This is a genomic window from Streptomyces sp. NPDC006739, assembly GCF_042869815.1.
Taxonomy (GTDB): domain Bacteria; phylum Actinomycetota; class Actinomycetes; order Streptomycetales; family Streptomycetaceae; genus Streptomyces.
This window is the reverse complement of sequence record NZ_JBIAGM010000040.1, coordinates 39,625-46,629: the sequence shown is the minus strand read 5'-3', so window position 1 is coordinate 46,629 and position 7,005 is coordinate 39,625. Positions and strand designations below refer to the sequence as shown.

The window sequence follows — 7,005 nt, the reverse complement described above, 5'->3', positions numbered from 1 at the left end:
ATCCGCCGCTACATCATCTGGCGGAACAAGCATGCCGCCGACGAACGCCTCCGTGAGGTCGTGAACAGGGCGAACGTTGCCTGATGCGGCACTAGGCATCGACTGGGCATGACGGTCCAGCGCTGAGCCGGAATGTGCGAGACCCCGGGCCGCAGATGTCCGAGGTCTCGTCCTGTCTATTAGTCCGGTTGGATCACGGTGTCCGGTCCCGGAAAAATCAGGGACTCGTGCCCGTCACCGAAACGCACCACGTAGGGAGGTGCTCCGTCCGCGCCTCGCACCTCGATGATCTCTCCCGTTTGCTCCGGAATACCCACGGCCCTGCTGTGAACGATGATCCGGTCTCCAACATTGGCTCGCACGCTGTCACCCTTCTCTCGGCCTGCTGGCCATGGTCTACCCACTGGCCCGTTGTCAACTATTCACGATGCAGGCCGTCACCAACCTCTCCGGACAGCACACCTAGCCGCGTATCAGATGGACCGCACGACGATGCCGTTGGCGCGCACGACGAACTCGCCCTCACGGACGCTTGCCGCCTCACCGAGGCGCTTCTTGAACTCCTGGTAGCCCTTTATCGGTTCGCCGTCCACTTATCAAGCGGGGCGTCATGAAGGGCGGCTTCCAGGCCCATGAGGATCTTGCCTCCGACGGGGGTCGGGGTCGCGGACGGGTCGACGGGGTACTCAATTGCCCAGTTGGTGGTGTGCCATGCGGTGGACATTAGTCGGTGCGCTGGCACACGACTCAGACCGGCTGACGGTGGTGCGACGCGGGACGGTGGCCCAGATCTCCGCCAGGACGATGCCGGTCGCCGGGTCGCGGTGCACGGGGACGTACAGGCCCCAGTCAGCGTCACCGGCCGTGAGCCAGCCTCCGGCACACGGGGTGTCGGCGGTCTCCAGCACACGACCGGCGAGCGAGCAACCCAGGAGTCGGACGATCACAGCGGTACCTCCATCCGGCGAGACCTTCCCGCCTCACCCCTTGGTGGGGCTCGGCACCGGAAGGACAGCACCCGGGCGCCGGCGATTTCCGTCCCGGCCTCCGCCGCCGGGCTGACGGCGGCACGGGCGCGGCGGCCCCGGCCGACGCGCAACCGGCTGAGCGCGCCCCGATCCCCGGCCGCGGCCGCGCCGCCCATCCCGCCCGTCCCTTACGGTGAACTTCCCCCCGCACCGCGTGCACACCGGACGCTGCGCCTCCCGCTGCCCGGCACAGAGCCGCTTGTCCTCCGCGCCTGCGCGGGCCTCCTGGTCGCGGTAGAGGGCGTGGCCGTCGGGGTTGTCGAGCGCGTCCGACAGCGTCTGCGCGCTGTCCCGTCCCAGCCACCGCCACACCGCCGCACCGGCGCCGTGCTCCTAAAGCTGCTCCAGGGGTCCTTTGGTTGGCCGGTGCCCTTGCCACCCGCTTCGGCGGATTGGGCACCGGCCGCTTTCGTCTATCGGAGTCGCCGAACGCCTGCGGCCAGCGCCGGTCCGCACGTCTTGAGCGAGCAGCTGGTGCCGCGCCCACGGCAGGCTTCGTCCCTCCGAGGTCGGTTTTACCAAGCAGATCGTGCCGCCGCTCCCACCGTACGTGGCACAGAACGCTGATCCAGCAGCGCGTTCGCGGCACGGCCAGGCGCCGATGTCCCGTCGGCGGGTCACCGGCCGTTTGCGAGGGCGCCGATCCAATAGCGCCACGACCGGCGACAGGCTTGGCCGGCCGGGCCTGCGGTTGACCTGTATCGAGATCACCGAAGCGGACACAGGTGTCAGGGGGCGTGGCGTGTGACCCGGTGTACCGCCCATGCAGCAAAGACCCACGTGGCTGCGGCAATACCGTGCTGCCCTAGGGGGCCGAGGCCGTCACCACCGGTTCTCTGGCTGGGCCACGGCTCCGCTCGCGTCGTGTTTTCCCGGCCGGCGAGCATACGGAGCGCGGCGCGGACCTCGTCGAGGGCGCTGTCACCCACTGCGATCAGTTCCAGCCCTTGCCGTGCCACCTGCTCATACGACAAGTACTTCCGTGCGAGCTCGGCCATGATGTCTACCAGCGTTTCCCGGAAGACGTCCGTGGCTGACAGGTTCGGGGCGATGCCGCGTACCGTGCCTTCGGCGTTGGCCATGGACTTGCCCAGCATCCCGATCATGGGGCTGGTGCGGATCCCGCGCCGGGCAGCGCACTGAAGGATCGTTGCCAGGGCCGAGCCGAAGTTCATGCCGTCGAGGCGGCTGGCGGCCAGTCGCGGCACCACGCGTGTCAGGTCGTCCCGGAAACCGGGCAGGTCGGTGCGCGGGGTCGACCGGCCGAGCTCGAGCCAGGCGGCGGCCAGGCCGCGCGCGTCGTTGTGGGCGATGCTGGTGAATGCGAGCGCTCCCAGCGTTCCGGTGTGCCGGTCGATCCGCCCGGCCATGCCCCAGTCGATGAGGGTCGCCCCTGTCTCGGGGTGCAGGAAGACGTTGCCCGGATGAGGATCGGCATGGAAGAAGTGCTCGACGAAGTAGCCCCGGTACATGTACCTGAGCAGTTCGGCGCCTACCCGCTCGCGCTGCTCCTCGCACAGGTCCTCCGCCGCCCCGGCGCTGAGCGCCCGTCCGCGCGCGAGGTCCTGGATCAGCACCCGCCGCCCGGCCTGCCGAACCGCGGGCACCGTCAGGTACCGGAAGCCTTCCGCCGCCCGGCGACCGGTTCCCATGTGCGCGGCCTCGGCGGTGAAGTCCAGCTCCGGACGCATGCAGTCGAAGATCCCTTGCAGAATCCCGTCGAGGTCCAGCACCTCGGCGAGCCGGGGAAGCGCCCGCCCCGTCATACGAGCTGCCCGGCTCAGGGCCGCCATGTCCGCCCGCATCCGGGCCTCGGCCCCGGGCCGCTGCACCTTGAGCACCGCGCGGCTGCCATCGTGCAACACCACGGGATACACCTGGGCCAGCGACGCCGAACCGCAGGGCAGGCCGACGTCGACTTCACGGAACAGCTTCTCCCACCTGCGCCCCAGCTCCTGCTCCAGTACCGGTTCGAAGACGGAGAACGGCGCGACGCGCACCGTGGTGTGCAGCCGTTCCAGCTCCAAGATCAGGGCCCCGGAGACCAGATCCGGTCGGGTGGCCAGTACCTGGCCGACCTTGATGTAGAGCGGCCCCAGCGCCTCCATCGTCATGCGGATCCGCCGCGCCCGGTGGCGTTGCGCGCCCATGGTGCGCTCAGCCGTATCGGTGCCCTGCCGGGCAGCGAGCACGTCCTGGGCGAGCAGCCCGGCCAGGCGGGCCACGCCGACCCCTCGAACCGGTTCCATGACTGCGGCCACCGGCTCAGGCCCGGCCCAGCAGCTGGGTTCCGGAGACGTTGGTCTGGCGGGCCATGAAGAACGCGGTGAATCCGTCGAGTAGTTCGGTCAGGCTGATCGTGCCGTCCTTGTCGACATCGAGTTCGTCGAAGCCGCGGTCGAGGTCACCGGGGTCGACGCGTCCGCCGGCGAACACGGTGCGGTACTCGTGCCGCTCGATCGCCCCACTGCCGTCGGTGTCCACTGCCTCGAACATGGCGCGCACGGCGTGGTGCACGCCGTCGCGCACATAGCCGGGGTCCGCGTCGCAGTTGCGCAGCATGGCCGTGACCCACTCGTCCTTGCTGATACTTCCGTCGCCATCGGTGTCCATGGTGGAGCGCATGTGCTCCCACCACGTGGTGAACCCGGCGTACACCTTGTCCTCCTGCTCCGCGGAGAGCTCCAGCTGCCAGCACAGGGAACGGGCCATCGCCTGGAGGTCGGGGGCGTCGATGCGGCCGTCGCCGGTCTGGTCGAGCACCTGGGAGAAGAAGCGGCCCAGCCGGTCGGCCCTCACGTCGCGCTCCGGCCCGCGAAGGGCCGCCGAAGCCACCGCCGCGACCAGTCCCAAGGGCCGGGTCAACAAACCGGCGCCGGGAATCCTGAAGCCGCTGGAGGGGACCTCCTGGGCCTCGTGCAGCACCTGGCCGGTCATCGCGGCGGCGGCGATCGGCATGTACCGGTTGCGCAGCGGCAGCGGTTTCATCGCGGCGTGCGCGGTGTGGTGCACGGTGCGCGACAGCGTGCGGTCGGCCTGCCCTACATGCAGGTGGAGACGCTCTCGGTAGGTCCGCGGCAGCTGTGCGGCCACCGCGCCGGGCATCAGCATCGCCGCTGAGGAGCGCGCCAGCGCCCACACTGGCGGGCACCACTCCAGCTGCGACGGTGTCGCGGCACCTCGGTACATGTCCCGCATCAGGAAACGGACCTCGGTGTTGTCCTCCAGCACCTCACGCTGCATCCGCTCGAAGTACTCCCAGAACCCGGCAGCGTCAGGCGGCAGCAGGTCGCGTTCCAGGCCGAAGGCGCCCAGGGTGGCGCACCACTCCTCGTACAGCCGTGCCTCCTGGGCAGCCGAGAGTGGCCGGCCCGCGAGCCGCTCCATGCTGCTCATCGCCTCGAACACGGTGCCCAGCACCCAGGCGCGCACCTCCGGCTGCTCGGCACTGTAGGCGCGGCCGCGCTCGTCGGTGCCCTTGATGCGCCGGTGGGCGCGCAGGATGCGTTGCACTTCCTGGTGCCGCTGATCGGGTGCGGCGTAGATGAAACGCTGCAGGCTGATCAGGGTGTGATCGACGCGCCGCCAGGGATGGGTGCGGTAGGTGGAGTGCTTGGCCAGGCCGGCACCGACCACGGGGTGAGCCGCTTGCAGCACCAGCAGGCGCGGCATCACCAGCGTCATCCGCCACTGGCCCAGCAACGTCCAGGTCGCCGACCCAGGGCCGGGGAAACCCGTCCAGTCGATGGAGACCTCGGGCTCGGGAGCTGGCAGGGATGCGGTCATGACAGGGCGCCTTTCATGTGCTGTCGCCGGGCGGAGAGGAGGACCTTGAGCGAGGCCAGCAAAGGGGGGCGTACGGTAGTGCGTGTCAGGAGGGGGCCGGCTCGTTCGACCGCTCGCAGCTGGAGGGTGTGCACGTCGAGGAACGCCGTCATAGCCGGGACGAACTCCGGCGGCAGGAACGGCAGGATGTCACGGGCCCGGCGCAGGGCCTGGCGGGCGAGCTCGATCTGCCCTCGCAGCTGCCAGCCGGTGTGTGGCAGGCAGGGCCGCCCGGCCCGCACGTCATCGGCGAGGTCACTGAGGCAGTCGATGCGCTGCGCCGCCTCGGCCGCGTCGCGCAGCGCACGAACCACCTCCCGCGTGCGGCACCCCGGGTGGACCCCGCTGAGCAGCAGCATCAGCGGATGCGATACTCGGTCCACGTACGCCTGGAAGCCGGCCTCCGAGCCGAAGTCACGGTAACCGAGGTCGCCGGCCATGCCGTCCACGAAGGTGCCTACCCACGTCTCGGGCAGCCCGGTGCGCTCCAAGGTGTGCAGCAGCGCCGCCAGCCGCGGATCGTCCGTACGACGGTCGGCCAGAGCCGCCCGTACGGCCGTGTCCCACGCATGGAAGCGGTGCGCGCGCCCGGCCACCGGCCCACTGTCGGCCGCGGTGTCCGTGGCGTGCGCGAACGCGTACACGCACAAGATGTGCGGCTGCAGCCAGGAGGGCGCCAGGAGCCGAGTGGCAGCGTAGTAGGGAGGCTCGAGTCGGCGGACCTTGCGGGCGATGTCCTGATAAGTGCTCCGCATCGAAGGCTCGTGCACTCCGGCATGATCCAGCACGGCCCGGTACGAGGCCGGCGGCACAACCATCATTCAGGCCGCCCCCGCCTTGCCGAAGCGGCGTTCCCGCCCGGCATAGTCGGCCACCGCCTCCCAGAGGGCGAATCGGTCGAAATCCGGGAAGAGGACGTCGGTGAAGTACAGCTCCGCGTAAGCGCACTGCCACAACAGGAAGTTACTGATCCGGCGCTCGCCCGAGGTACGGATGAGCAGGTCCACATCGGGCACGCCCGGCTGGTACAGCCGACTGGTCAGCGAGGCGACGTCGATGCGGTCAGGGTTCAACCGCCCGTCGGCGGCCTCACGCGCCAACTCGGCAGCCGCCCGCAACAGTTCGTCCCGAGCGCCGTAGTCGACGCAGAAGACCAGGTCCATGGTCCGGTTGTCCCGGGTGAGCTGTTCGAAGCCGGCGAGAGTACGGCCCAGCGCGTCAGGGACACGGTCGCGTCTGCCGCACCACAGCGCACGCATCCCCTTGGCATGCAACGCGGCCTGGTTGTCGGTAACGAAGCCGCCGATGATCTCGAAAATCCTCGCGACTTCCTCCGGTTCACGTAGCCAGTTCTCGGTGGAGAACAGATAGAACGACAGGTACCGGATCCCCGCCTCCGCAGCCCCGTCGATGGTGTCGAGCAGACGCGGCACCGCGGCTGCGTGCCCGGCGTTACGCGCCAGTCCTCGATGAGTGGCCCACCGGCCGTTGCCGTCGACGATCAGAGCTACGTGTGCGGGAACTCGACCCGGTGCCCATAAGGGCGACCAGCCCCCGGACGGATGAGGCCCCCAGGACACCGAGGTACCGGCCATCTGCTTGCATCCTCCCCTGTCACCACGCCCCCACCTTCCGGACCTTGCGCCGGTCCATGAAGGACAGTCACACAGCGCCCCACGGGGACAAGCGCACCGGGGGAACCAGTCAGCCACCCTGCCCGACCCGTACGGCAAGAGGCCCCGCGCGTCTGGCGATGTCACTCGAAAGAGGGAGGAAGTCCTCGGCGTGGACTCGCTGCGGCTGACGCGCAGAACGGGGCGCGACCCGACACCACAGACCAAAAAGTAGATTCCTTATAAAACACCTGGATGAAACGACCTCCCAGCGCCCGAAGGACAGCACCGGAGTGCCGGCGACTTCTGTCCCGGCCCGGCCGCCGGACCGACGCCGGGTGCGGCGCGGCGGGCCCGGCCGCCGCCGGACCGGACCGAGCACGCCCGATCCCCGGCCTCGGCCGTACCGCCCATCCAGCCCGTCCCTTACTCCTTCGCTCCAGCCAGGGAACATGGGCAGAGCGGCCGCAACGGGGATATCAGCACTCCGACCACGGCGAATTCGCGTGGTGACCTGCGCGGACACGGAGACGGTCCTG

The 7,005-nt window shown here is 69.6% G+C and carries 6 protein-coding genes and 1 pseudogene; 1 reads left to right on the top strand and 6 read right to left on the bottom strand.

Features of this window, described 5'->3' with window-relative positions; all coding sequences use genetic code 11:
* Positions 1-84: pseudogene (locus tag ACFYMM_RS40800) on the top strand (transposase); the annotation flags it as partial.
* A 95-nt stretch (positions 85-179) separates the two neighbouring features.
* On the opposite strand, the gene ACFYMM_RS40795 reads toward ACFYMM_RS40800, so the two are convergent.
* The 6 genes from ACFYMM_RS40795 to uppS form a co-directional block, all read right to left on the bottom strand.
* Positions 180-362, bottom strand: coding sequence for a DUF1918 domain-containing protein (locus ACFYMM_RS40795; protein WP_388397016.1), 183 nt, complete (start codon positions 360-362; stop codon positions 180-182).
* Between the two features lie 324 nt (positions 363-686).
* On the bottom strand, positions 687-947 hold the full coding sequence (locus ACFYMM_RS40790) for a hypothetical protein (protein ID WP_388397013.1): 261 nt from the start codon (positions 945-947) through the stop codon (positions 687-689).
* Positions 948-1,756: 809 nt separating this feature from the next.
* Positions 1,757-3,253, bottom strand: a complete 1,497-nt coding sequence (locus tag ACFYMM_RS40785) for an ABC1 kinase family protein (protein ID WP_388397010.1) — start codon at positions 3,251-3,253, stop codon at positions 1,757-1,759.
* Between the two features lie 40 nt (positions 3,254-3,293).
* On the bottom strand, positions 3,294-4,814 hold the full coding sequence (locus tag ACFYMM_RS40780) for an oxygenase MpaB family protein (RefSeq protein WP_388397007.1): 1,521 nt from the start codon (positions 4,812-4,814) through the stop codon (positions 3,294-3,296).
* Entirely contained in the window at positions 4,811-5,608 is a 798-nt protein-coding gene (locus ACFYMM_RS40775) for a phytoene/squalene synthase family protein (RefSeq protein WP_388397004.1), read from the bottom strand. The genes ACFYMM_RS40780 and ACFYMM_RS40775 overlap by 4 nt, the downstream gene beginning before the upstream one ends.
* A gap of 66 nt (positions 5,609-5,674) precedes the next feature.
* A complete protein-coding gene (gene uppS / locus ACFYMM_RS40770) occupies positions 5,675-6,448 on the bottom strand; it encodes a polyprenyl diphosphate synthase (protein WP_388397002.1) in 774 nt (257 codons plus the stop codon).
* Positions 6,449-7,005: the final 557 nt, after the last annotated feature.